The 23,729-nt window shown below is 68.3% G+C and carries 25 protein-coding genes; 17 read left to right on the top strand and 8 right to left on the bottom strand.

Going from position 1 to position 23,729, the window contains the following annotated elements; genetic code table 11:
* Nucleotides 1-43 precede the first annotated feature (43 nt).
* Nucleotides 44-1,255 (top strand): SGNH/GDSL hydrolase family protein, encoded by a 1,212-nt coding sequence (locus tag EV650_RS21605; protein ID WP_134120852.1) that lies wholly within the window; start codon nt 44-46, stop codon nt 1,253-1,255.
* Here the strand turns inward: EV650_RS21605 and EV650_RS21600 are convergent.
* The 3 genes from EV650_RS21600 to EV650_RS21590 form a co-directional block, all read right to left on the bottom strand.
* On the bottom strand, nt 1,252-2,673 hold the full coding sequence (locus tag EV650_RS21600; RefSeq protein ID WP_134120851.1) for an aromatic amino acid lyase: 1,422 nt from the start codon (nt 2,671-2,673) through the stop codon (nt 1,252-1,254). The two genes, EV650_RS21605 and EV650_RS21600, sit on opposite strands and share 4 nt — an antisense overlap.
* Before the next feature lie 132 nt (nt 2,674-2,805).
* Nucleotides 2,806-3,051: a type B 50S ribosomal protein L31 gene (locus EV650_RS21595; protein ID WP_134120850.1), complete on the bottom strand. Its 246-nt coding sequence runs from the start codon at nt 3,049-3,051 to the stop codon at nt 2,806-2,808.
* A complete protein-coding gene (locus EV650_RS21590; RefSeq protein WP_134120849.1) occupies nt 3,048-4,124 on the bottom strand; it encodes a CobW family GTP-binding protein in 1,077 nt (358 codons plus the stop codon). The genes EV650_RS21595 and EV650_RS21590 overlap by 4 nt, the downstream gene beginning before the upstream one ends.
* Before the next feature lie 124 nt (nt 4,125-4,248).
* Between EV650_RS21590 and rpmG the strand changes: the two genes are divergently transcribed.
* Nucleotides 4,249-4,416: a 50S ribosomal protein L33 gene (gene rpmG / locus EV650_RS21585; RefSeq protein ID WP_134120848.1), complete on the top strand. Its 168-nt coding sequence runs from the start codon at nt 4,249-4,251 to the stop codon at nt 4,414-4,416.
* A gap of 6 nt (nt 4,417-4,422) precedes the next feature.
* Nucleotides 4,423-4,728 carry a 30S ribosomal protein S14 gene (gene rpsN, locus EV650_RS21580; protein WP_134120847.1) on the top strand — a complete coding sequence of 102 codons (306 nt, stop codon included), beginning with the start codon at nt 4,423-4,425 and terminating at the stop codon, nt 4,726-4,728.
* 40 nt (nt 4,729-4,768) lie between these two features.
* Here rpsN and EV650_RS21575 read toward each other — a convergent pair whose 3' ends face one another.
* From EV650_RS21575 to EV650_RS21565, 3 genes are read right to left on the bottom strand one after another with little or no spacing between them, the layout of a single operon-like run.
* The gene (locus EV650_RS21575) at nt 4,769-5,527 is read right to left on the bottom strand and encodes an IclR family transcriptional regulator (RefSeq protein WP_134120846.1); all 759 of its coding nucleotides are present in this window, start codon (nt 5,525-5,527) and stop codon (nt 4,769-4,771) included.
* 24 nt (nt 5,528-5,551) lie between these two features.
* Nucleotides 5,552-5,743 carry a hypothetical protein gene (locus EV650_RS21570; RefSeq protein ID WP_134120845.1) on the bottom strand — a complete coding sequence of 64 codons (192 nt, stop codon included), beginning with the start codon at nt 5,741-5,743 and terminating at the stop codon, nt 5,552-5,554.
* Nucleotides 5,740-6,636 (bottom strand): GNAT family N-acetyltransferase, encoded by an 897-nt coding sequence (locus EV650_RS21565; RefSeq protein ID WP_238174362.1) that lies wholly within the window; start codon nt 6,634-6,636, stop codon nt 5,740-5,742. The genes EV650_RS21570 and EV650_RS21565 overlap by 4 nt, the downstream gene beginning before the upstream one ends.
* A 107-nt stretch (nt 6,637-6,743) precedes the next feature.
* Between EV650_RS21565 and hutH the strand changes: the two genes are divergently transcribed.
* The 9 genes from hutH to hutI all read left to right on the top strand — a co-directional run bounded on the left by hutH (nt 6,744) and on the right by hutI (nt 17,100).
* Nucleotides 6,744-8,285, top strand: coding sequence for a histidine ammonia-lyase (gene hutH / locus EV650_RS21560; RefSeq protein ID WP_134120844.1), 1,542 nt, complete (start codon nt 6,744-6,746; stop codon nt 8,283-8,285).
* 16 nt (nt 8,286-8,301) lie between these two features.
* Complete coding sequence (hutU, locus tag EV650_RS21555) at nt 8,302-9,957, top strand: urocanate hydratase (RefSeq protein ID WP_134120843.1); 1,656 nt, start codon at nt 8,302-8,304, stop codon at nt 9,955-9,957.
* 135 nt (nt 9,958-10,092) lie between these two features.
* Nucleotides 10,093-11,091, top strand: a complete 999-nt coding sequence (locus tag EV650_RS21550) for an ABC transporter ATP-binding protein (RefSeq protein ID WP_134120842.1) — start codon at nt 10,093-10,095, stop codon at nt 11,089-11,091.
* Nucleotides 11,088-11,744, top strand: a complete 657-nt coding sequence (locus EV650_RS21545) for an ABC transporter permease (RefSeq protein ID WP_134120841.1) — start codon at nt 11,088-11,090, stop codon at nt 11,742-11,744. The genes EV650_RS21550 and EV650_RS21545 overlap by 4 nt, the downstream gene beginning before the upstream one ends.
* A 1-nt stretch (nt 11,745) precedes the next feature.
* Nucleotides 11,746-12,396 carry an ABC transporter permease gene (locus tag EV650_RS21540; protein WP_134120840.1) on the top strand — a complete coding sequence of 217 codons (651 nt, stop codon included), beginning with the start codon at nt 11,746-11,748 and terminating at the stop codon, nt 12,394-12,396.
* A gap of 78 nt (nt 12,397-12,474) precedes the next feature.
* The gene (locus tag EV650_RS21535) at nt 12,475-13,398 is read left to right on the top strand and encodes an ABC transporter substrate-binding protein (RefSeq protein ID WP_134120839.1); all 924 of its coding nucleotides are present in this window, start codon (nt 12,475-12,477) and stop codon (nt 13,396-13,398) included.
* Nucleotides 13,395-14,633 carry an allantoate amidohydrolase gene (locus EV650_RS21530; RefSeq protein ID WP_134120838.1) on the top strand — a complete coding sequence of 413 codons (1,239 nt, stop codon included), beginning with the start codon at nt 13,395-13,397 and terminating at the stop codon, nt 14,631-14,633. Before EV650_RS21535 ends, EV650_RS21530 begins: the two co-directional genes overlap by 4 nt.
* Nucleotides 14,630-15,940, top strand: coding sequence for a formimidoylglutamate deiminase (locus EV650_RS21525; protein ID WP_134120837.1), 1,311 nt, complete (start codon nt 14,630-14,632; stop codon nt 15,938-15,940). Before EV650_RS21530 ends, EV650_RS21525 begins: the two co-directional genes overlap by 4 nt.
* Nucleotides 15,937-17,100 carry an imidazolonepropionase gene (gene hutI / locus EV650_RS21520; RefSeq protein WP_134120836.1) on the top strand — a complete coding sequence of 388 codons (1,164 nt, stop codon included), beginning with the start codon at nt 15,937-15,939 and terminating at the stop codon, nt 17,098-17,100. Before EV650_RS21525 ends, hutI begins: the two co-directional genes overlap by 4 nt.
* Before the next feature lie 22 nt (nt 17,101-17,122).
* Here hutI and EV650_RS21515 read toward each other — a convergent pair whose 3' ends face one another.
* On the bottom strand, nt 17,123-18,028 hold the full coding sequence (locus tag EV650_RS21515) for a type IV toxin-antitoxin system AbiEi family antitoxin domain-containing protein (protein WP_134120835.1): 906 nt from the start codon (nt 18,026-18,028) through the stop codon (nt 17,123-17,125).
* Nucleotides 18,029-18,363: 335 nt separating this feature from the next.
* Between EV650_RS21515 and EV650_RS21510 the strand changes: the two genes are divergently transcribed.
* Nucleotides 18,364-18,756, top strand: a complete 393-nt coding sequence (locus EV650_RS21510) for a phosphoribosyltransferase family protein (RefSeq protein ID WP_238174361.1) — start codon at nt 18,364-18,366, stop codon at nt 18,754-18,756.
* Here the strand turns inward: EV650_RS21510 and EV650_RS41350 are convergent.
* Nucleotides 18,751-19,215: a GNAT family N-acetyltransferase gene (locus EV650_RS41350; protein ID WP_134120833.1), complete on the bottom strand. Its 465-nt coding sequence runs from the start codon at nt 19,213-19,215 to the stop codon at nt 18,751-18,753. The two genes, EV650_RS21510 and EV650_RS41350, sit on opposite strands and share 6 nt — an antisense overlap.
* A gap of 242 nt (nt 19,216-19,457) precedes the next feature.
* Here EV650_RS41350 and dnaK point away from each other — a divergent pair, with 242 nt between their 5' ends.
* The 4 genes from dnaK to EV650_RS21485 are packed head-to-tail and all read left to right on the top strand — an operon-like array spanning nt 19,458 to nt 23,685.
* On the top strand, nt 19,458-21,317 hold the full coding sequence (gene dnaK / locus EV650_RS21500; RefSeq protein WP_134120832.1) for a molecular chaperone DnaK: 1,860 nt from the start codon (nt 19,458-19,460) through the stop codon (nt 21,315-21,317).
* Nucleotides 21,314-22,027, top strand: coding sequence for a nucleotide exchange factor GrpE (gene grpE / locus EV650_RS21495; protein WP_134120831.1), 714 nt, complete (start codon nt 21,314-21,316; stop codon nt 22,025-22,027). The genes dnaK and grpE overlap by 4 nt, the downstream gene beginning before the upstream one ends.
* A gap of 30 nt (nt 22,028-22,057) precedes the next feature.
* On the top strand, nt 22,058-23,230 hold the full coding sequence (dnaJ, locus tag EV650_RS21490; protein ID WP_134120830.1) for a molecular chaperone DnaJ: 1,173 nt from the start codon (nt 22,058-22,060) through the stop codon (nt 23,228-23,230).
* On the top strand, nt 23,230-23,685 hold the full coding sequence (locus EV650_RS21485) for a heat shock protein transcriptional repressor HspR (RefSeq protein ID WP_134120829.1): 456 nt from the start codon (nt 23,230-23,232) through the stop codon (nt 23,683-23,685). The genes dnaJ and EV650_RS21485 overlap by 1 nt, the downstream gene beginning before the upstream one ends.
* The last annotated feature ends 44 nt before the right edge of the window (nt 23,686-23,729 follow it).

Here is a 23,729-nt window from a genome sequence, read left to right as displayed (position 1 = left end):
TGGAAGGGAACCTCTCCGTATCCGCCCAGACGAAGGTGGTCTCATGCGTCGTATCAAACAGCTGGTCGTCGCGCTCGCACTTCTCGCCATTCCGTTGACCCCGACAGCCTCGGCCGCCTCGCCGGCGGGGTGGGTCGGGAGTTGGTCGGTCGCAGTCACCCCACCAGGTACTTCGGGAATCTCGGCGACCGGAGTCACGGACACGACCCTGCGTCAGGTCGCTCACCTGTCGATCGGCGGACCTCAGCTCCGGCTGCGGTTGTCGAACGTCTACGGCACGGCCGCCCTTGTCGTCGGCAAAGTGACTGTTACTCCACGGGCCGATGCTCAGGCTGGTACGCCGACGGTCGATCCGGCCAAGCTGGTCTCGGTGCTGTTCAACGGCCGCGCGTCGGTGACGATCCCAGTCGGGGCTGAGTGGGTGTCGGACCCGGTGCGCGTCGCCGTACCGGACGACACCGACCTGGTGATCAGCGCCTACTTCCCCGGGCCGACCGGTCCGCTCACGCAGCACCCGGCCGGGTACGCGACCGGCTTCTCGTCCGCCGGTGATCAGACCGGTGGCGACGGGTCGTCGTACCAGGCGATCCCGGGCACAGCGCGGTACGTCATCGAGGGTGTCGACGTGCAGAGCCGGGCGCGTGGGTCTGTCGTTCTGTTCGGCGACTCGATCACCGACGGCGTGGTCTCGCCGGTCGACAAGAACCTGCGGTACCCGGACCAGTTGGCCGACCGGATCCTCGCCGGCCCGCCGAACCGCGACCTTGGTGTGCTCAACGCGGGCATCAGCGGCAACCGTCTGCTCAGCAACGCGGGTACGGCGGGAGACTCGACGCTGGCGCGGTTCGACCGGGACGTGATCGGACAGGCCGGCGTACGGACCGTGGTTCTGCTGGAAGGGATCAACGACATCGGCGGAAGCCTCGGCGCGACTGATCCGGCGGATCTGATCGCGGTGCATCGGCAGTTCATCCAGCGTGCGCATCAGGCCGGGCTGAAGGTAATCGGTGCGACGCTGACGCCGTTCGAGGGTGCGGGTTACTACTCCGCGGCCGGCGAGGCTGACCGGCAGGCGCTGAACACGTGGATCCGGACCTCCGGTGAGTACGACGGGGTCGTGGACTTCGACAAGGCCACGAGGGACCCCGCGGCGCCGTCGAAGTACCTCCCGGCGTACGACGCAGGCGACCACCTGCACCCGAACGCCAACGGCTTCAAGGCCATGGCTGCGGCCTTCAACCTCAACCAGCTCTAGCCAGCCTCTGCGGGATGTTCGACCTGGCGGTCGCCCCATTGGGTCATCAGGCCGCGGGCGATCTCCAGGTCCTCCCGAAGTGAGCGGTCGGCGAGATCACCCGGCAGGGCGGCCAACGCGTCCGCAAGCCACGGTGCGATGGCGGCCGGCTCGAGATCCTCAGGTGTCAGGCCGGCCAGCCGGATCGCCCGCACCGCGGTGACCAGCTCACACGCCAGGACTTCACGCAGGTCGTCGAGAAGCTTGGCCGTGAGTACGGCGGCTTGTGGCGCGAAGCTGGCGTGGTGCTCGGCTCCGCGGGACAAAGTCGCCGTACCGAGAGTGGCCGGCTGTGCGGACGAACGGACCGAGGCCAGCGCGTCGTGGGCGACGTACTCGATCATCATCACGCCGGAGCTCGCCTCGGCCCCACTGGCCAGGAACCGGCTCAGCCCGGTGAACTCGGAGTCGACCAGGTTCGCGACCCGGGAGGTCGACAGGGTTGCGACGCTGTGCAGGCTGAGCCGGAGCGAGTCGAGGGCGAGCGCGATCGGCATCGCGTGCCAGTTGCCGTTGTGCAGCACGGTGTCGCCGGCAACCAACGGGTTCTCCGCGGAGGCGTTGATGTCGATCCGCAGACTGTTGCCCAGGGTGTCTACATGGTCGACGGCCGGACCGAGTACTTGCGCGAAAGCCCTTAGTCCAAAGGGATCCTGGACACGCGCAGGCGGGATCGGTAGCCCTTCCAGGAGCCCGCGCATCCGGCGGGCGACCCGGACCTGCCCGGGCTGGGGACGGGCCTCGTGGACGCGGACGTCGTACACCTCGGCGTTGCCGCGGAGCGCGACATGCGAGAGCGCGCCGACGATCGGTACGACGTTGATCAGCGTCGCGGCCTCGACGTACGCGAGACAGCAGGCGGCGAGGGTGAGTGCGTTGCTGGAGAGCAGGGGGAGGGCGCTGGTCCCGTCGATGACGTCGCCGAGGGCGAGCCCGAGTTCGGCCAGCGGGCCGAGGTCGCCGGTCCCGATCGCGCCGCCGCGGTGCAGGTCGGGCAGGTCGTCATCGTTGAGCAGGGCAACGATCGCGTCGGCGACGGCCGGCTCGAGTCCGGAGCCGCCAGAGGCCAGTTGGTTCACCCGGATCAGCAGCCCGAGCCGGACCACGTCCTTCGGGTACGACGTCGTACCGGTGGTCGAATGCGATCCGAGCAACCGGGCGCCGTGCTCGGGATCGGACGTGAGGACATCACGGTTGGCGCCGACCCCGGTGGTCCGCCCGTACACGGGCCGATGCCGAGCCACCTCGGCCACGGCCACGGCCGATTCGTGCATCCGCTTCCGGGCGTCGTCGCTCAACCGGACCGCGGTCCGACGCTGTCCGAGCGCCACCGCGTCCAGCGGGGTCAGCCCGGCACCCGAGATCTCCACCGGCTCCATGCGCACAGTGTGATCCCCGCCACCGGCGCCACCTAGCACCCCCGCCCATCCACCATCTCGAATCCGAGACACCTGTCGCGGGCATGACAAAGCCCGCCGACCTGGTGGTCAGCGGGCTTCTGGGGCGCAGAGTTACTTCTGGCCGTAGCGCTTCTTGAACTTCTCCACGCGGCCCTGGGTGTCCATCACGCGCTGCTGGCCCGTGTAGAACGGGTGACTCGCGGACGAGATCTCGACGTCGACGACCGGGTAGGTGTTCCCGTCGTGCCACTCGATGGTCTCGTTGCTCTCGCGGGTCGAACCGGTGAGGAAGCTGAAGTTGCCGGACTTGTCCCTGAAGACGACCCGGCGGTAGTCGGGGTGAATGTCATTCTTCATGCGGCTGTACTTCCTTCCAAGTAGACGGCGAACGGGTCGGTCAGGGGATGGACCGCTTCGTCCGCACGGAGGACACAACCGTCGAGGCGGTCCCTTAATTCCCGAAGATCCAGCGCCGGCCCGGTGAATGAGAGGTACGTCGCACGGTCGCCGTACTCCGGGTGCCACTCGAGGGCGGACCGGGCCTGGTGCTGCTGCCCGACCGAGGACCAGCGATCGGCTGGGAGGTCTGCCAGCCACGGACCGAGGACGCCGATCGCGATGTTCGTACCGAAACTGTCCCAGCTGAGCCGGCTGCGGTGCTGAGTTGCGATCCAGATCGTGCCGCGACCACGGGCCGTCCCGGCGACCAGGTCCTCGAGGGCGTCGTACAGGCGCTCGGGGTGGAAAGGCCTGGTGGACTGCCAGACGAGAGTCTGCACCTCGCCTTGGCGTGCTGCTGCGATCGAACCGGGCTCGACGGCTTCAGAAACGTGTAGCTGTACGCCGAGCAGGCCGGCTGGCGTGGTCTGGACCAGGAGTGCGGGGTTGATCGCCTGCGTCAGTGCGCGAACTGTGGTGTCTTCGCTGCTCAGGACGACCGCGTCGGCGGACTCGAGTTGCCGCACGATCATCTCCGCGATCGCCCGGCCGTCCTCGGCCGCGGTCGGGATACCGCGATCGTGCACCAGTTCGTCGCCGGTCAGGTCGGCGACCACGGTGGGGGAGTCGACGGTCGTGATGACGGCGTCGAGGCGGAGCTCCTCGGCTGCTGAGATCTCCTTGGCGATCGCGTTCGTGTCACCGGCGGCGGGCACGTTCACGATCGCGACGTCGTACCGCTCGACGGTCGCGATGCTGGTCAGCAGCTGGACGAGAGAGCCGCGGATCGCGCACGAGACGCACGGGTGGTCCATGGTGATCACCTCGCGGTCGATGACGCCGGCGGCGGTCCGGGCGATCCGGACGACGGCGCCCGCGCTCAGGCTGCTCACGTCGTACTCCACCAGGACGCCGGCCGCGGCCAGCAGGTCCTCTGCGACGGCGCCGCGGAACCCCTCGTCGAGGCCTGTCAGCAAGGTCACCGGCAGCATCAAGTCTCCCGTCTTATTGAAAACGACAACCAATACAAAGTACCCTCTGAACCGGAATACCCGCCACCCCACCGGCGTTCCGGCTAGCGAGGGTCACCCGCCAGGTGATCCGGGAAAGGACAGCATGGCCAAGCACAACGAACTCCGCCCCATCATCAAGCTCCGCAGCACCGCAGGCACCGGCTTCACCTATGTAACGCGCAAGAACCGCCGGAACAATCCCGACCGGCTGATCATTCGCAAGTACGACCCTGCGGTCCGCCAGCACGTCGACTTCCGCGAAGAGCGGTAAGGCTTCGTGGCCAAGACCAGCAAGATCGCGAAGAACGAGCAGCGCCGCCGGACGGTCGCCCTGTACGCCGACCGCCGGGCGGAGCTGAAGCGGATCATCGCGGACCCCGGCTCCAGCTTCGACGCCCGCGCCGAGGCCCAGGACAAACTGCAGCGGCTGCCCCGCGACGCGAGCCCGATCCGGATCCGCAACCGCGACGCAGTCGACGATCGCCCCCGCGGCTACCTCCGCAAGGCAGGTATCTCCCGCGTCCGCTTCCGCACCATGGCCCACCGCGGCGAACTCCCCGGCATCACCAAATCTTCCTGGTAGCCCAGAACAGCCCTCCGAAGCGGGAGGGCTGTTGCATGTCCTAGCCGTGGAGGCGGCGGGTTAGGGCTGTGGCGGCTTGGCGGATTCGGTGGGCTAGCTGGGGGCGGTCGGCTGGGGGTACGGCGTCGGTGCGGAAGGTGACGCTGATGGCGGCCGCCGGGTGGCCGGCGTGGTCGACGGCGGCGCTGGCTACGGAGGCGACGCCGGGGGTGATGAAGGAGTCCTCGACGGCGAAGCCTTGGCGTTTCTCGTCGGCCAGGAGGCGGCGGAGTTGGGTGAGGGTCTGGGGGCCGTGGTCAGTGCGGCGGACGAAGGACTCCGGCGTCGGGAAGAGCGCCCGTACCTGGGCCGGCGGCAGCTCGGCCAGCAGCGCCCGCCCGGAGGCGGTCAGGGTCGCAGGCAGGCGTACGCCGACATCGGTCACCAATGTCACCGGCCGCGGCGGCTGTTCTTTCAGCAGATAGACCAGCTCGCGACCATGCAGTACGCCGAGATGCGCGGTCTGCCCCACCTCGTGCACCAACTGCACCAGCAACGGCCGCGCCAACCGTTCCAGCGGATCGTGCCGGAGATAGGCCGACCCGATCTCGAACGCGGCCACCCCGAGCCCGTACCGCTTCTCCTCGGGCAGGTGGACGACGAAGCCCTCGTCGATCATTGCCCGCAGCAAGTGGTACGTCGACGAGCGCGGCAACGCGACCGCGGAGGCGATGCGCTCCATCGGTACCGGACCGGGCTGCGTGGCCAGGAACGTCAGTACCCGCAGGGTGCGGGTCGAGGCGGGAACGTTGCCGCTCACAACGGCAGGGTAACCCGGCCGATCTCAGATTCCGGACGATTCGCGTTTCTTCGCGCGGCTTCGCTTCAACCAGAACCGGAAACTCTCGCCGGCGACCGCGAGCACGAACAGCCCGCCGGCGACACCCCAGTCGAGGAACTCCGGTCCCGAGACCAGGAACCCCACGGCCACCGAGACGACCAGGAAGAACAGCAACGAGATGACGAGTCGTTTCACAGATCCTTCTCCGCGGTCCAGGCGGCCGACGTCTCCTGATAGCCGAGCCAACGGTTGACGGCGAGCATCGGTACGTTCTTCGCGTCGTTACCGGTCGACGCGGTCACGAAGCCGGCGTCGCGGGCCGCCGCCAAAGCCACCGACTTCACCACCTTCGCCAGCCCACGCCCCCGCGCCGACGGGATCGTCCCGGTCAGGTTCGACCAGATCAGCTTCCGGTCCGGATCCGCGGTCGTGGTGGCAAAAGACAGCACCTGGTCCCCATCCAGTACTGCGAAGCTCAGATCGCTACGCCCGTCGGGGTTGCGCCACGAGACGTCCACCCACTCGTCGTACGCCGGGCCGCCCGACAGACCACTCGGATCGTCCTCCCGGACCTCGACCTCCGCGTCGAACAGCTGCCGAGAAGTCAACTGGTTGTAGTCGACCACGCGCAGCCCGTCCAGCGGAGCAACCGCCTCCCGGGCCGCGGTCAGGTCCGCTGTCGAGTTCGTCATCCGCCTCTTCAACTCGAATCCACGCTTCGCGGCGAAGTCCTTCGACTCGTCGTCGTCGCGGACAACCACCAGCAACCCGCCGCCTCCGACCTGCACGGCTCGCTCCGTGATCGCGGTCAGCAGCGCGGTCCCGATCCCGCGCCTGCGGTCCTCGCCCGGCACCTGGAGCGTGATCCGCACCCGCGGCGCCTCGGCGTCGGCCGGCGGCAAGTAGATGTTCGCGTACCCGACCACCTCCGGCCCGTCGACGGCGATCAGCACCGCCTGGCTGCGACCGTGCTTCAGTTGCAGCTCGATCGCCCGCGCCGTCTTCACCAGTTGCGGCATCGTCGCCGCCCAGACCCGGGCTATCCCCACCGCGTCCTCCGGCCCCGCCGTCCGGATCTCGAACACCATGCCGAAACTCTAGGGCTACGGAGGGTCGCCACCGTTGTCTCAGACCCGAGACAGAAAGTGGTACGGCGCTCCTGTCGGGGAGCAACCCGGCGCGGTCCAATGAGCAGGTGGAACACACGGTGATAGTTGGTATCGGCCCGCTGACCCCGGCCGACGTGGTCGCGGTCGCGCGGTACGGCGCCCAGGTACGGATCGACGACCAGGCTCTGGAGGAGATCGCGAAGTCGCGCGCCGCGATCGAGGCGCTGGCCCACGCGGACACCCCGCACTACGGCGTCTCGACCGGCTTCGGCGCGCTCGCCACCCGGCACATCGCACCGGAACTACGGGCCCAACTGCAGCGCAGCCTGATCCGCTCGCACGCCGCCGGCTCCGGCCCCGAGGTCGAGACCGAGGTGGTCCGGGGGCTCGCCCTGCTGCGGCTCTCGACGCTCGCAACGGGCCGCACCGGCGTCAAGGTCGAGACGGCCCAGGCGTACGCCGGCCTGCTGAACGCACACCTGACCCCGGTGGTGCACGAGTACGGCAGCCTCGGTTGTTCCGGCGATCTCGCACCGCTGTCCCACGTCGCCCTGGCGATCCTGGGTGAAGGTCAGGTCCGCGATGCCGACGGCAACCTTCTCGATGCCGGCGAAGCCCTTCGAGCCCACGGACTGACCCCGGTCGTGCTGGCGGAGAAGGAAGGTCTGGCGCTGATCAACGGCACCGACGGCATGCTCGGCATGCTGGTCCTCGCACTCGCCGACCTCGACCGCCTCTTCAAGACAGCCGACCTCGCCGCCGCGATGAGCGTCGAAGCGCAACTCGCCACCGACCGAGTCTTCGCCGAGGACCTGCAGGCCCTCCGACCGCATCCCGGTCAGGCCGCATCTGCCGCCAACCTCCGCGCGATCCTCAAGGACAGCGCGATCGTCGCGAGCCACCGCGGCCCGGACTGCAACCGCGTCCAGGACGCCTATTCCCTGCGCTGCTCCCCGCAGGTCCACGGCGCCGCCCGCGACACCGCTGCCCACGCGGCAACTGTCGCGGGTCATGAGCTCGCCGCCGCGATCGACAACCCGGTGGTCCTTCCGGACGGCCGGGTCGAGTCCAACGGCAACTTTCATGGCGCCCCGGTCGGCTACGTGCTCGACTTCCTCGCGATCGCCGTGGCGGACCTGGCCAGCATCAGCGAACGTCGTACCGATCGATTCCTCGACGTTGCCCGCAACCACGGGCTGAACGCCTTCCTGGCCGACGATCCCGGGGTCGACAGCGGTCACATGATCGCGCAGTACACCCAGGCAGCGATCGTGTCCGAGCTCAAGCGTCTCGCCGTACCCGCAAGCGTCGACTCGATCCCGAGCAGTGCGATGCAGGAGGACCACGTCTCGATGGGCTGGTCGGCCGGACGCAAACTGCGCAAGTCGATCGACGGCCTGCAGCGGGTGCTGGCGATCGAGATCCTCACCGCCGCGCGGGCGCTCGACCTGCGCGCACCACTCACCCCGGCACCGGCCACTGCCGCGGTCGTGGCCGCACTCCGCGAGTACGTCGAGGGCCCGGGGACGGACCGTCATCTCGCCCCCGAGCTCGAGCACTCCGTCCAACTCGTTGCTAATGGCACTTACATCGATGCTGCCCAGACCGTCACCGGTCTGCTGAATTAGAAAGGCTGGATCACCCATGTCCGGACCCCGTCCTGTGCGCGCACCCCGCGGTACCACTCTGACCGCCCGCGGCTGGCAGCAGGAAGCCGCGCTGCGGATGCTGCAGAACAACCTCGACCCCGAGGTCGCCGAACACCCCGACGAACTGGTTGTGTACGGCGGTTCGGGCAAGGCTGCCCGTGACTGGAACTCGTTCGACGCGATGGTTCGCACTCTGACCACGCTGAAGGACGACGAGACCATGCTGGTCCAGTCGGGCCGTCCCGTCGGTGTGATGCAGACCCACGAGTGGGCGCCGCGGGTGCTGATCGCGAACTCCAACCTGGTTCCCGACTGGGCGAACTGGGAGGAGTTCCGCAAGCTCGAGGCGATGGGGCTCACGATGTACGGCCAGATGACGGCCGGGTCGTGGATCTACATCGGCACCCAGGGCATCCTGCAAGGCACCTACGAGACGTTCGGCGCGGTCGGCGAGAAGAAGTTCGGCGGAACGCTGGCCGGCACCATCACCCTGACCGCGGGCCTCGGCGGAATGGGTGGCGCGCAGCCGCTGGCCGTCACGATGAACGACGGCGTCGCGATCTGCATCGACGTCGACTCCTCCCGGATCGACCGTCGGATCGAGCACCGCTACCTCGACGTACGGGCGTCGTCCGTGGACGAAGCGTTGCGGCTGGCCGAGGAGGCCAAGGCGGCCCGGCGGCCGTTGTCGATCGGTGTTCTCGGCAACGCGGCGACGATCGTGCCCGACCTGCTCAAGCGGGGTGCGCCGATCGATGTGGTGACCGACCAGACGTCGGCGCACGACCCGTTGATGTATCTGCCGATCGGCGTCGAGTTCGAGGACTGGGTGACTGCGCGGGAGAAGGACCCGGCCGGGTTCACTCAGCGGGCGCAGGAGTCTATGGCCAAGCATGTCGAGGCGATGGTCGGTTTCCAGGACGCGGGCGCCGAGGTGTTCGACTACGGGAACTCGATCCGGGACGAGGCGCGGAAGGCGGGCTACTCACGGGCTTTCGAGTTCCCCGGGTTCGTGCCGGCGTACATCCGGCCGTTGTTCTGTGAGGGAAAGGGCCCGTTCCGGTGGGCCGCGCTGTCCGGCAACCCGGCCGACATCGCGAAGACGGACCGGGCGATCCTGGACCTCTTCCCGGAGAACGAGCACCTGCGCCGCTGGATCACGCTGGCCGGCGAGCGGGTCGCGTTCCAGGGGCTGCCGGCAAGGATCTGCTGGCTCGGCCAAGGTGAGCGGGACAAGGCGGGCGTGCGGTTCAACGACATGGTCGCGTCCGGTGAGCTGGAGGCGCCGATCGTGATCGGCCGGGATCACCTGGACACGGGCAGCGTCGCGTCGCCGTACCGGGAGACCGAAGGGATGCTGGACGGGTCGGACGCGATCGCGGACTGGCCGCTGCTGAACGCGATGGTGAACGTGGCCAGCGGCGCGTCCTGGGTGTCGATCCACCACGGCGGCGGCGTCGGCATCGGCCGGTCCATCCACGCCGGCCAGGTGTCCGTTGCCGACGGCACCGATCTGGCCCGGCGGAAGCTGGAACGTGTGCTCAGCAACGACCCGGCGATGGGCGTGATCCGGCACGTCGACGCCGGCTACGAGAAGGCTGTCGAGGTGGCCGACGAGCGGAGCGTCCGGATCCCGATGCGGGAGGGCTAACTGTGTGCGACCGTGGCAATCTGTACTGCTACGGTGCACATTTCCAAGGGGCGAGAAACCTTGCGACCGCGTGGTTTCGGTCTCTCGTTCCGCTAGGGTCTCATCCGCGACCGACGACCAGCGCGAAAGGGCGCCATGATCGAGTTCGAGGACGTCACAAAACAATATCCGGACGGCACTGTCGCCGTCGACAAACTGTCCCTGCGGATTCCTAGCAACCAGATCACCGTGTTCGTCGGTCCGTCCGGCTGTGGCAAGACCACGTCGCTGCGGATGATCAATCGCACGATCGAGCGCACCAGCGGGACGATCTCGATCGACGGCGAGGACATCAACGGTAAGGACCCGGTCACGCTGCGCCGCGGTATCGGGTACGTGATCCAGAACGCCGGTCTGTTCCCGCACAAGACGGTCGTGGAGAACGTCGCCACCGTGCCGAAGCTGCTCGGCTGGGACAAGGGCAAGGCGCACGGTACTGCGATGGAGCTGCTCGAACGCGTCGGCCTGGACGTCAAGCTGGCCGAGCGGTACCCGGCCCAGCTGTCCGGTGGCCAGCAGCAACGAGTCGGCGTCGCCCGTGCGCTGGCGGCCGATCCGAAGATCATGCTGATGGACGAGCCGTTCAGCGCGGTCGACCCGATCGTCCGCCACCAGTTGCAGGAGGAGCTGCTCCGGCTGCAGCGCGACATCGGCAAGACGATCGTGTTCGTCACGCACGACATCGACGAGGCGATCAAGCTCGGCGACAACGTCGCAGTACTGCGGGTCGGCGGCAAGCTGGCCCAGTTCGCGCCGCCGGCCGAGCTGCTCGCCGATCCGGCCGACGACTTCGTTCGCGGCTTCGTCGGCCAGGATCGCGGTTACCGGGCGTTGACGTTCGTGCATCCCGAAGAGCTGCCCCTGAAGCCGGTGCCGGACGAGCTCGCGTTGAAGGACGGCGTACCCGTCGGCTGGAAGAACGGGTCCGCGGACCTGCTGCCATTGGGTGCGCTGTTCAAGCGCGGCGATTCGTTGCGCGCAGCCCTGGATGCAGTACTGACGTCCCCGACCGGCTCCGGCGTCTGCGTGGACGATGACGGGAAGGCCATCGGCGTCATCGACCAGTCAACCGTCGCAGAGGCATTGCGGTCATGAACTGGATCGGAGACAACCTCGGACTGATCTGGGAGGCGCTGCGCGAGCACCTGTACCTGGCGATCGTCCCGGTGATCCTCGGGCTGATCATCTCGGTGCCGCTGGGGTACGTCGCGACTCGCTACTCGTGGTTGGCGAACCCGCTGATCGCGTTCGGCGGGGTGCTGTACTCGCTGCCGTCGATCGCGTTGTTCATCGTGATCCCGGCGATCCTCGGCACCAAGGTGCTGGCGACGATCAACATCATCGTCGCGCTGACCATCTATACGGTGTCGCTGCTGATCCGCAACGTGATCGATGGACTCCGCTCCGTGCCACCCGACGTACGCCAGTCGGCGATCGCGGTCGGGTACAGCCCGCTGCATCGGGTGATCACGGTCGACCTGCCGATCGCCGTACCGGTGATCTTCACCGGGCTCCGGGTCGTGACGGTGGCGAACATCTCGATGGTGAGCGTCGGCGCGGTGATCGGCATCGGCGGGCTGGGTGAGCTCTTCACGCTCGGCTTCCAGAAGGACTTCCTCACCCCTGTCGTGGTCGGGGTGGTTCTGTCGCTGCTGCTGGCGCTGTGCGCCGACCTGATCTTGGTCACGTTGCAGCGACTGCTGACGCCGTGGGCGCGGGTCGCGACTCCGGTGGGAGAGGTGGCCTGACATGTGGCAGTACTTGACCGACTCGTACAACTGGTCCGGCAACGAGGGGATCTGGGCGCGGATCGTCCAGCACCTCTGGTACACGTTTGCCGCGCTCGGCCTGTCCGTCGTGATCGCGTTGCCGATCGGCCTGCGGATCGGGCACACCCGGCGCGGAGCGTTCCTGGCGATCAACCTCGGCAACGCCGCCCGGGCGCTGCCGAGCCTCGGCCTGCTGATGATCGCGGTCCTACTGACCAACCAGATCGGGTTCCTGCCGGTGCTGATCGCGCTGGTCGCCCTCGGCATCCCGCCGATCCTGGCCTCGACGTACGCCGGTCTGTCCGGTGTCGATCCGGCCACGATCGACGCGGCCCGGGGGATGGGGATGACCGGCCGGGAGATCCTGACCAAGGTGGAGATCCCGATCGCGCTGCCGCTGATCATCTCCGGCGTCCGCAGCGCCACCCTGCAGATCGTCTCGACCGCCACGATCGCGGCCCTCGTGTCGCTCGGCGGTCTCGGGCGTTATGTGGTCGACGGACTGAAGCTCCGCGACTTCCCGCAGATGTTCAGCGGCGCCCTGCTGGTGGCACTGCTGGCCATCGTGCTCGACGCGATTTTCGCGCTGATCGGCCGGATCACCGTCTCACCGGGGCTGAACGCCCGCTGAATGTCCGTCGTACCTGCTGAACTTGAGACACATCCATCGGCACCGGCCGATGGCTGAACGAGAACACTGGAGGCTCTCGTGTTGAGATCCACACTCATCCGTACTGCGATCGCCGGGGTGGCGGTGCTCGGCCTGGCTGGTTGTGGGGGTGGGGGCGACCAGCTCGGCAGTGACAACGCCGGCAGCTCGCCGGCGCCCTCGAAGGTGACCAGCATCACCGTCGGGTCCGCCGACTTCTCCGAGAGCCAGCTGCTGGCCGAGATCTACGGTCAAGCGCTTTCCGCCAAGGGCATCGAGGTGAAGAAGAAGCCGAACATCGGCAACCGCGAGACCTACATGGCCGCGATCAAGGACGGGTCCGTCGACCTCGTCCCGGAGTACACCGGCGCCGCGCTGGCGTACTTCGACAAGAACTCCACCGAGACCGACCCGCAGAAGGCGTACGACGCGCTGAAGAAGGCGCTGACGCCCGGGCTGGAGATCCTGGAGATGTCGCCGGCCACCGACGAGGACACCATCGTGGTGACCAAGGCGACCGCGGACAAGTACAGCCTGAAGTCGATCGGCGACCTGAAGGGCAAGAACCTGGTCGCGGGCGGTAGCTCCGAGTTCAAGGTCCGGACCGCCGGGCTGAAGGGCATGAAGGAGAAGTACGACGTCGACTTCAAGGAGTACAAGACGCTCGACGCCGGTGGTCCGCTGAGCATCAAGGCGCTGGAGACGAACCAGATCCAGGTGACGGACCTGTTCACCACCCAGGCAGTGATCAAGGACAAGGGCTGGGTCCAGCTGGACGACCCGGAGAACATCCTGCCGCCGAACAACATCGTTCCGTTGATCCGGACCGACCACAAGTCCGACGACGTCACCGCCACCCTGAACGCGGTCGACGCCAAGCTGACCACGGACGCGCTGACCGACCTGGTCAAGCGGATCGACGTCGGCAAGGAGAGCGCGGACGCGGTCGCCAAGGACTGGCTGTCGAAGAACCCGCTGTCTTGAGTTTCGAATCCCTCTGGGCCGACCAGTCCGCCATCGGCCGCCACCCCGAAACCGGCGGCTACACCCGAGGCGGCTGGACCCCCACCGAACGCGAGGCGACGCACTGGTTCCTAAACCAGTGCGCCGCCCGCGGCTTGCCCGTCGAGTCAGACTCCATAGGCAACCTCATCGCCTGGTGGGACCCAGAGGACGGGCGTGGCGCACCAAGCACCCGCTCCGACGCGTCGTCCGGCTCTTCTGCAACCCCGGGCATTGTGACTGGGAGCCATCTGGACTCCGTCATTGACGGTGGGGCTTTTGATGGACCGTTGGGGGTTGTCAGCGCCCTGGCGGCTGTGGATCGGTTGCGGGCGGAGGGGTTCACGCCGTCGGTGCCGATCGGGATCGGAGCTTTTGTAGAAGAAGAAGGCTCGCGCTTCGGGATGCCGTGTTTGGGCTCCCGGATCGCGACCGGCGTGCTCTCAGCCGAGAAGGCGCTGGCACTGAAGGACCGCGCCGGGATCGGTCTCGGCGAGGCGCTCGAGAAGGCGGGCATCGACCCGGAGAGAGTCGGCCCATCGCCGCTCCTGCAGAAAATGGGAACCTTCGTAGAGCTACACGTCGAGCAAGGTCGCGGATTGACAGCGCCCGTCGGCGTCGCGAGCTCCATCTGGCCCCACGGCCGGTTCCGGTTCACCTTCACAGGCGAGGCCAACCACGCAGGCACGACCCTGATGGAAGACCGCCACGACCCGATGCTCACCTACGCCATGACCGCCCTGGCCGCCAACAAACAGGCCCGCCTAGCCGGCGCCCGCGCAACCTTCGGCCGCCTCTCCGTCGAACCCAACGGCACCAACGCCGTACCGTCCCAGGTGACCGCCTGGCTCGACGCCCGAGCCGCCACCGACGACGTCCTGCAACTGTTGCTCGCGGCAATCACCAAGCAAGCCACCGAACGCGCCGAACGCGACGGCACAACGCTCGAGGTAACCCCAGAGTCCGTCTCCCCGATCGTGGACTTCCCCGCCGGCCTCCGCAACCGCCTGGTCAACGTCCTCGACGGCGCCCCGGTCCTCCCGACCGGCGCGGGTCACGACGCCGGCGTGTTCTCGGCCGCCGGCATCCCGACCGCGATGCTCTTCGTCCGCAACCCGACCGGCATCTCCCATTCACCCGCTGAGTACGCCGAAATGGACGACTGCCTCGCCGGCGTCGACGCGCTGACCGCCGTACTCCAGGATCTCGCGCAGTGACGTCGTACTGGTGCGCGACCGCCCTCCTCCCCACCGGCATCGCTCACGGCGTCCTGGTGTCGACGGCTGACGGCCGCTTCACCTCCGTCGCGCCCGATGCCGAGCCAGGCGACGCCCAGATCCTCAACGGCCTCGTCATCCCCGGCCTCGCGAACTGCCACAGTCACGCCTTCCACCGCGCGCTCCGCGGCCGCACGCAGACCGAGCGCGGCACCTTCTGGACCTGGCGCGACCAGATGTACGCCGTCGCCGCCGCGCTCACTCCCGACACGTACTACGACCTCGCCAAAGCCGTGTACGGCGAGATGCTGCTCGCCGGCATCACCGCCGTCGGGGAATTCCACTACCTCCACCACGCGCCAGGCGGCCACCGCTACGACGACCCCAACGCAATGGGCTTGGCCCTGATCGCAGCCGCCCGCGACGTCGGCATCCGGATCACTCTGCTCGACACTTGCTACCTCGCCGGCGGGATCGACCAGCCGCTCAACGAGGTTCAGCAACGCTTCAGCGACGGCGACGCCACCGCCTGGGCATCCCGCGTGAGCCAGCTGACCGGCGGCGATGACGTCGTGATCGGCGCCGCCGCCCACTCGGTCCGGGGCGTTCCGCAGGATCAACTCGGTGCGGTCGCCTCGGCGTTTCCCGACGTACCGCTGCATATCCACCTGTCCGAGCAGGTTGCCGAGAACGCGGCCTGCCTCGAGGCGTACGGCCGGACCCCGGCCCAGGTACTCGACGAGGCCGGCTTCCTCAGCGGCCGAACGAGCGCTGTCCACGCCACGCACCTGACCGCGGTCGACGTGCGGCTGCTCGGCAGCTCGGCGACGTACTCGTGCTTCTGCCCGACCACCGAACGCGATCTCGCCGACGGTATCGGCCCGTCCGTCCAGCTGCGCGACGCGGGCTCGGCGCTGACGCTCGGCTCTGACAGTCACGCGGTGATTGATCTGTTCGAGGAGATGCGAGCCGTCGAGTTGGACGAGCGTCTTGCGTCCCAGGAACGCGGCCACTGGTCGGCGGCCGAGCTGCTCAAGGCGGCGACCGCCGACGGTCATCGGTCGATCGGTTTCGAGGATGCGGGGGTGATCGAGGTGGGTGCTCGCGCGGACCTGGTCGCGCTCCGGCTCGACAGCGTGCGTACGGCGGGGACCGGAGGGACTGTGGAGACGGCCGTATTCGCTGTCTCCGCTGCGGATGTGGCCGATGTGGTTGTCTCAGGCAAACAGGTAGTTGTCGACGGCAATCATTTGACGATGGACGTCTCGACCGGACTGGCTTCCTCGATTGCGGCGGTGACCCCATGAGCTCGCTGTTGCTGACCGGCATCGGTTCGCTGGTGACCAACGATCCCGCCCGCGGCGATCTGCTCGGTGAGCTTCACGACGCGGCGCTGGTGATCGACGGCAGCACAATCGGTTGGGTCGGCCAACGACGTGACGCTCCGGTCGCCGACGCGGCGCTCGATCTCGGCGGGCGAGCAGTCATCCCCGGCTTCGTCGACTCGCACTCCCACCTGGTGTTCGCGGGCGACCGGGCCGAGGAGTTCGCAGCCCGAATGACAGGTACGCCGTACTCCGCCGGCGGTATCCGGACCACAGTCGCGGCAACCCGGGCCGCCACCGACGAACAGTTGACCGCGAACGTCTCCCGGCTGGTGACGGAGATGCGGCGGCAGGGGACCACGACGGTGGAGATCAAGTCCGGGTACGGGCTGACGGTCGGGGACGAGGCCCGGGCCCTCGAGATCGCGAGCCACTTCACCGACGAGACGACGTACCTCGGGGCGCATGTGGTGCCGACGGAGTATGCCGACGACCCGGCCGGCTACGTGTCGCTGGTGACCGGCCCGATGCTCGACGTGGCTGCGGGGCACGCGAAGTGGATCGACGTCTTCGTGGAACGCGGCGCCTTCGACGAAGACCAGGCCCGCATGATCCTCGAGGCCGGCCTAGCCCGCGGGCTCCAGGCCCGGGTCCATGCCAACCAGCTCGGCGAAGGCCCCGGCGTCCAGCTCGCCTGCTCGATAGGCGCCGCTGCGGCCGACCACTGCACGTATCTCACCGACGCCGACATCGACGCCCTCGCGTCGAGCGGAGTCGTCGCCGGACTCCTCCCCGCGATCGAGTTCTCCACAAGGTCGCCGTACCCCGACGCCCGCCGCCTCCTCGATGCCGGCGTCACCGTAGCCCTCGCCACCGACTGCAACCCCGGCTCCGGCTACTCCTCCTCCATGCCCTTCTGCATAGCCCTCGCCGTCCGCGAAATGCACATGACCCCCGCCGAAGCCCTCTGGTCAGCCACCGCCGGCGGCGCCGCCTCCCTCCGCCGCCCCGACATCGGCCACCTAACCCCCGGCGCCCAAGCCGACCTAACCATCCTCAACGCCCCCACCCACCTACACCTCTCCTACCGCCCCGCCGTCCCCCTGATCTCCCAAACCTTCATCAGTGGGCGGCCTGTGTAGGACCCCCAGGCCATCACAATCGTCACCCAGCGAACGCGTCCCCGCGGTGACCGTGGATTTCCAGCACATTGTGATGGCCCGGCGATCCGGCTATCGCCGCCCGGATCGCGGTCACGACCCATTGCCGGTCGAACATCACGTCCTCCCAGGAGAAGCGGAGCAGTCGCCAGCCGCGAAGGGTCAGGTTGACGTGACGGTGACAGTCACGTGTCAACGCGGTCCGTGTGCTGTGATACGCGAAGCCGTCCGCCTCGAGTGCGATGAGCAGGCCGGGATGTCCGAGGTCGATCCGCGCCGAGAAGGTGCCGTCCCGGACCACGACCTGTGGTTCGAAGCCATCGATGCCCGCCTCGATCAGGACCGATCGGAGGACGAACTCCAGCGGCGACTCCGCGCGAGCGTCCGCGGCGGCTGCGACTCGGCGGGCTCGGCGGGAACCAGGGCCGGTCAGCTCCGCGGCCGCGATCAACAGTTGTGAGCGATCTACTGCGCCGAGTCGGAGCGCCGAGTCCGCGACCGTCAGGGCGGCCTCGAACGGAAGGGTGCGAGCGCAGTCCAGCACCGTCCGCAGCTTGCCGGTACACAGGCCGTCGGACGAGACCTCGTCGGCCCAGTGCAGGTCGCACGGGATCGGGCTCAACCTGCGGTGCTGTCCGCGGGGCACGGTGATCTGTGGCTTGTCCGGCAGGTCGAGCACCGAGAAGCCGTGCGCTACGGCGGCACTCAGGTGCGATACCAGACCACCCTGGGCTCGGGCGGCGGCGAGCGGGTCAGGCACCGGCGGCAGCGCGTAGACCCCCTTCGCGATCCGGCGGATCGCCCCGTCGGCCAGCGCCGTACGGATCGCCCGCGCGGAGACGAGCGCTCGAAGCTCGGCGAACCTCGCAGTACCCGCGCGCCGGTAGAGAACGTCAACGACCTCGGACATCTCACGAGGATGGCGGAAACCGGCGCGCGCCGTCGGCGGTTGTCCACAGCCGGATCCCCAGGCCATCACAATCGGCCGACTTGACCGTCCGCCCCACGTGGCGCCGCCAGCCGGGGCCGATTGTGATGGCCTGGCGGTCCGGCAATTCGGGTGCGGGTGGTGGGCGAGTGGCTCACTCTGGGGGCATGGGTACAGAACTGCAGGCGCGGCTTCGCAACGCGTTTCGGTGGCGGGCGGATCGGGGGGTTTGAAGGAGTTCGGCGGACGTCACTGGGTGGTGGCGTGATGCTGGGATTCTGCGGGAGCTTGGGCCGGCGTTGGGGAGGTTGTACGACGTGGTGCCCACCGTCGTGGTCGGGCCGGTGTCGCGTGGGTCACTTGTCGGTGCGTTGACCGCGGCCGCGCTCGGGGTCGGGTTCGTGGAGATCCGGAAGAACGCCTGGCCGGCGACTGACAGCGACCGGTGGGTCTTGCATACGGCGGGGCCGGACTACCGGGATCGCCAGGACGTGTTCGGGTTCCGCCGGGACCTGGTCCGGGCCGGCGACCGGGTGCTTCTGGTCGACGACTGGGCGGAGACGGGCGCCACTGCTCTGACCGGTCGCGCCTTGGTGGACGACTGTGGGGCGCGCTGGATCGGCGCTGCCTGCGTCGTCGACGGGCTCACCGACGCGCGCCTTCGCCATGACCTGCCGCTACGGGCGCTGCTCGATGTGCGGCAGTTATAGGTCTTTGGCGAGGAGGGCTGTGGTGGTGCCGTTGGCTAGGCGTTGTTTGGCTACTTCGGTGTAGCCGCGGTTGGTGTGGAAGGTGAGGCCGGCGGAGTCGAGGGAGTCGGAGCGGACTCGGGCGACGGCGCGGCCGAAGGGTTTGGCGGCTCGTTCGATGGCGCCGTACACCTGGGTGGCCAGGCCCTCGCGGCGGTGCTCGGTGGCGATCACGATCCGTTCGATGTAGAGGAACTGGTCGGCGTAGGTCTGGCTGAACCAGCCGAACTCGAGCCCGTCGTACGCCGAGCCCGGGGTGAAGGTAAGCACGAAGCCGGCCGGGCGGCCGTCGAGGTCGACGACGGCGGCGTGGGCGGCGATCAGGCGGAGCCAGTCGAGGCGGTCCGGGCCGAGTGGTGGGACCAGACCCTCCGCGGTGGTGTTGAGCGCAAGTACCGCGGCGAGGTCAGCGGCGGTCATAGGGCGGAGTCTCACCGGCACACCATCCCACGGAAAACCCTTGCTGAGGCAGGGGGCAAATCGGGGACTCCCTGGCCGGACCCTGGCTGGAACCCGGAAAATCGGGGCCGCCCTTGGGAATGACCTGGGCGATGTGTCATGTTGAGTCTAGTGAACTCAAGTTTGCGGCGTCACGGATTTGAACCGAGGCGGTCGAACAGGCAACATTGAGTCCGTATCACTCAACTTCGTGGAGGTAAAGCATGGCCCGCGCGGTCGGTATCGATCTGGGTACGACGAACTCCGTCATCGCCGTACTCGAGGGTGGCGAGCCCACCGTCATCCCCAACGCCGAGGGAGCGCGTACGACGCCCTCGGTGGTGGCCTTCGCCAAGAACGGCGAGGTCCTGGTCGGCGAGGTGGCGAAGCGCCAGGCCACCACCAACGTCGACCGCACCATCCGCTCCGTCAAGCGTCACATGGGCGAGGCGTGGAGCGTGGACATCGACGGGAAGAAGTTCACCCCGCAGCAGATCAGCGCGTTCGTGCTGCAGAAGCTGAAGCGGGACGCCGAGGCGTACCTCGGAGAGCAGGTCACCGACGCGGTCATCACCGTGCCGGCGTACTTCTCCGACGCGCAGCGCCAGGCGACCAAGGAGGCCGGCGAGATCGCGGGCCTGAAGGTGCACCGGATCGTCAACGAGCCGACTGCGGCCGCGCTCGCCTACGGCCTGGACAAGGGCACCGAGCAGACCATCCTGGTCTTCGACCTCGGTGGTGGCACGTTCGACGTGTCGCTGCTGGAGATCGGCGACGGCGTCTTCGAGGTGAAGGCGACCAGCGGTGACAACCACCTCGGTGGTGACGACTGGGACGCGCGGATCGTGCAGTGGCTGGTGACCCAGTTCAAGAACAAGAACGGCACCGACCTGTCTGGCGACAAGATGGCCATGCAGCGCCTCACCGAGGCCGCCGAGAAGGCCAAGATCGAGCTGTCCGCCGCGGCCGAGACGACGATCCACCTGCCGTACCTGAGCCTGACCGAGTCGGGCCCGCTGCACCTGGAGGAGAAGCTCTCCCGGGCCGAGTTCCAGAAGCTGACCAACGACCTGCTGGAGCGCGCCCGCGCCCCGTTCAAGGCCGTCATCAAGGACGCCGGCATCGACGTGTCGAAGATCGACCACGTGATCCTGGTCGGCGGTTCGACCCGGATGCCCGCGGTGGCCGAGCTCGTCAAGGAGCTGACCGGTGGCAAGGACCCGAACAAGGGTGTCAACCCGGACGAGGTCGTCGCGGTCGGCGCCTCCCTGCAGGCCGGTGTGCTGAAGGGTGAGGTCAAGGACGTCCTGCTGCTCGACGTGACCCCGCTGAGCCTGGGTATCGAGACCAAGGGCGGCGTGTTCACCAAGATCATCGAGCGCAACACCACGATCCCGACCAAGGGTTCGGAGATCTTCACCACGGCCGAGGACAACCAGCCGTCGGTGATGATCCAGGTCTACCAGGGCGAGCGCGAGATGGCCCGCGACAACAAGTCGCTCGGCAACTTCGAGCTGACCGGCCTGCCGCCGGCGCCGCGCAACGTGCCGCAGATCGAGGTCACCTTCGACATCGACGCGAACGGCATCGTGCACGTCAACGCCAAGGACCTGGCCACCGGCAAGGAGCAGCGGATGACGGTCACGGGTGGCTCCGCGCTGCCGAAGACCGACATCGACAAGATGGTCCGCGACGCCGAGCAGTACGCCGAGGAGGACCGGCAGCGCCGCGAGGCCGTCGAGAACCGGAACCAGGCCGAGAGCCTCGTCTACCAGACCGAGAAGTTCCTGCAGGAGAACGAGGACAAGGTCCCGGACGACGTCAAGACCGAGGTCAAGGACGGCGTGGCCGAGCTGAAGAAGGCCCTCGAGGGTGAGGACGCCGACGCGGTCAAGGCCGCCTCGGAGAAGCTCGCCCAGTCCAGCCAGAAGATGGGCGCCGCGATGTACGCGAACGCTCAGGCCGCCGGCGGATCCACGGACGAGAGCACCGAGTCGGACAGCTCCACCAGCGCTGACGACGACGTGGTCGACGCCGAGATCGTGGACGAGGACCGGCCGCAGGACAAGACGGAGGACAAGTGACGGATCGACCCACTGGCAGCGAGTTCGGCGACGGCGAGCCCGTCGTCCGGGACAAGCGCCGGATCGACCCGGACACCGGTGCCGCGCGGGAGTCGACCGAAACGTCGGCGACTCCCGCGCCCGGCCCCCAGCCGGGCATGCCGGGTACCCCGGGCGGGCAGCCGCCGCGGGACCCGTCGGACCTGATCGGCGGCCCGTCCGCCCAGGAAGCCCTGCTGACCGAGGCGTTGAGCGAGCGTACGGCGGACCTGCAGCGACTGCAGGCCGAGTACGTGAACTACAAGCGCCGGGTCGACCGGGACCGGGAGGCGAGCCGGGAGCTCGTGATCGGCTCGGTGCTGACCGAACTGCTCGGGATCCTGGACGACGTCGGCCGGGCCCGCGAGGCGGGTGAACTGGAGGGCGCGTTCAAGGCGGTCGCCGAATCGCTGGAGCGCGTCACCGAGAAGCTCGGCCTGACGAAGTACGGCGAGAAGGGTGATGCGTTCGACCCGCGCATCCACGAGGCCCTGCTGCATAACTACTCCGACGAGGTCGACGGACCGACCGCCACGATGGTGATGCAGCCGGGGTACCGCCTCGGCGAGCGGATCCTGCGGCCGGCCCGGGTGGCCGTCTCGGAGCCGACCGAGCAACTACCGGCCGACGCCGCCAAGGCCGACGTACCGGTGGAGAGCACAGATGAAGACGCGGACAGGTCCGCGGAGTAGTACCGACCACGACGGGAGGGGAGGCGTCGAGTGAGCACCAAGGACTGGCTCGAGAAGGACTTCTACAAGGTGCTCGGCGTCGCCAAGACCGCCGAGGCCGACGAGATCAAGAAGTCCTACCGCAAGCTGGCGCGCAAGTACCACCCCGACTCGAACGCCGGTGACGCGTCCGCGGAGGCCAAGTTCAAGGAGGTCTCCGAGGCGTACGACGTCGTCGGCGACCCGAAGAAGCGCAAGGAGTACGACGAGGCCCGCCGGCTGTTCGGCAGCGGTGGGTTCCGGATGCCGACCGGCAGCGGTCAGGGCGGCGGCGGCTTCAACTTCGACGTCGGCGACCTGTTCAACCGCGGCGGCTCCACCAACAACACCGGTGGTGGGCTCGGGGACATCCTGGGCGGCATGTTCGGCGGTGGTGGCCGGACCACGACCACCACGACGGCCCGTCCGCGGCGCGGCCAGGACATCGAGACCGAGGCGACGATCGAGTTCGCCGAGGCCGTGAACGGTGTCACGGTCGGGCTCCGGATGACCAGCGACGAGCCCTGCCCGACCTGTCGCGGCACCGGCGCGAAGTACGGCACGGTGCCGAAGGTCTGCCTGAAGTGCGAAGGCACGGGTATGCAGACCTCGGTCCAGGGCGGCGTGTTCGCCATGACCGAGCCGTGCACCGAGTGCAAGGGCCGCGGTCTGGTCGTCGACCAGCCGTGCGAGACCTGCCACGGCTCCGGCCGCGGCCAGTCGAGCAAGACCATGCAGGTCCGCATCCCCGCGGGCGTGCAGGACGGTCAGCGGATCCGGTTGAAGGGCAAGGGCGCGGCCGGCGAGCGGGGCGGACCCGCGGGCGACCTCTACGTCACCGTGCACGTCAAGCCGCACCGGATCTTCGGCCGGCAGGGTGAGCACCTGACGCTGAACGTCCCGGTGAGCTTCACCGAGGCGGCGCTGGGTGCCGAGATCAAGGTCCCGACCCTGGACGGCCTGCCGGTCACGGTCCGGATCCCGGCCGGTACGGCGAACGGCAGCAAGCTGCGCGTCCGTGGCAAGGGTTCGGTCCGCCGGGACGGGACCAAGGGCGACCTGATGCTGACCCTCGAGGTGCAGGTCCCGCACGACCTCACCGACGAGCAGAAGGAAAAGCTGCAGGAGTTCAACTCCGCATCGGATCACCCTGATCTGCGGGCCGGGTTGTTCGGGAGTTCGTGATGGGCATCCCGTTCAGCCAGGTGCCGACCTGGGACGACCGCACCCCGATCTACGTGATCTCGGTGGCGGCCCAGCTGGCCGGCATGCATCCGCAGACACTGCGGCAGTACGACCGGCTCGGCCTTGTGGTGCCGAGCCGGGCGTCCGGCCGCGGCCGGCGGTACTCGGCGTACGACGTGGCGAGGCTGCGCTACGTGCAGCATCTGTCTCAGGACGAGGGCGTGAACCTCGCGGGAATTCGCCACATCCTCGCGCTACAGTCGGAAGTGGAGGATCTGCGGATGCGGGTCAACCAGCTTCTGGCCGAGGTCCAACGCGGCGTCGGCGCCTCCCGACGCTCCGCCACCAGCCGGGTCTTCTCGGCCGGCCCAGCCGGCGACGTGATCGCCATGGGCCGGCAGCAGACCACGACGCGCTGGATCCGCACCCAGCCTCTGGAACTCGGCTCGCGCTGATCCAACCTCCAGACCACCGGAGGCGCTCGAATCCCCCCTCGGAG

Origin of the sequence: Kribbella kalugense, from assembly GCF_004365875.1 — a bacterium.
Lineage (GTDB): Bacteria > Actinomycetota > Actinomycetes > Propionibacteriales > Kribbellaceae > Kribbella > Kribbella kalugense.
This window is presented reverse-complemented; position numbering and strand designations above follow the sequence as displayed.